This is a genomic window from Burkholderia sp. SR8, from assembly GCF_052851275.1.
In genome coordinates, this window is the sequence record NZ_JAULUC010000073.1 from 1 (window position 1) to 914 (window position 914).

The window sequence follows — 914 nt, forward strand, 5'->3', positions numbered from 1 at the left end:
CCGGGGCGCATTCACCCGGATCTCGACCTCGGCTTCATCATGTCGCCACCGCTCGTGATCGCGTTCGCGCTGGCCGGCGACGCCGAAATCGACGTGAGCCGCGATCCGCTGCAGCGCACGGCCGACGGCCGCCCCGTCTATCTGCGCGATCTGTGGCCGACGCGCGAAGCGGTCACCGCGCTCGCGAGCGCGGCCGCCGATCCGCGCGACTATCCGCGGGCGTTCGCACAGGCGGGCGCGAACGCGGCGTGGCACGACCTCGGCGCGCCGGACGGCGCGCGATTCCCGTGGGACCCGGCGTCGACCGCGCTGCGCCGTCCGCCGTTCGCGTCGGCGTCGCAGGGCAGCCAGCTCGGCACCTATCGCGCCTACCCGCTGCTCGTGCTCGGCGACGACGTGACGACCGATCACATCTCGCCCGCGAGCGCGATTCCGAAGGACAGCTTCGTCGCCGATTTCCTCGTGTCGCGCGGCGACGATCGCGACGATCTGAACGTGTTCGCGTCGCGGCGCGGCAACTGGGAAGTGATGGTGCGCGCGGCGTTCTACAACCGCACGCTCGTGAACCGGCTGCGCGCGGGGATGCCGGTCGCGCACACGTTGCACGTGCCGAGCGGCGACGTGCTGCCGATCTTCGAGGCGGCCGCGCGTTACGAACGGGAAGGCGATCCGGTCGTGCTCGTCGCGGGCGAGCGCTACGGCACCGGTTCGTCGCGCGACTGGGCCGCGAAGGGCCAGCGGCTGCTCGGCATCCGCGCGGTGCTGGCGTCGAGCTTCGAGCGCATCCACCGGTCGAACCTGATCGGGATGGGCATCCTGCCGCTGCGCTTCGCCGCGGGCATCCACCCCGACACGCTGGACCTCCGGCCAGGTGATAAGCTCGAGGTCGACGCGCCGGCCGACGCGCTGTCGCC

The 914-nt window shown here is 72.3% G+C and carries 1 pseudogene; it reads left to right on the forward strand.

The features are described 5' to 3' along the window. Nucleotides 1-914 (forward strand): annotated as a pseudogene (locus tag Q3A80_RS31855) (aconitate hydratase AcnA); the annotation flags it as partial.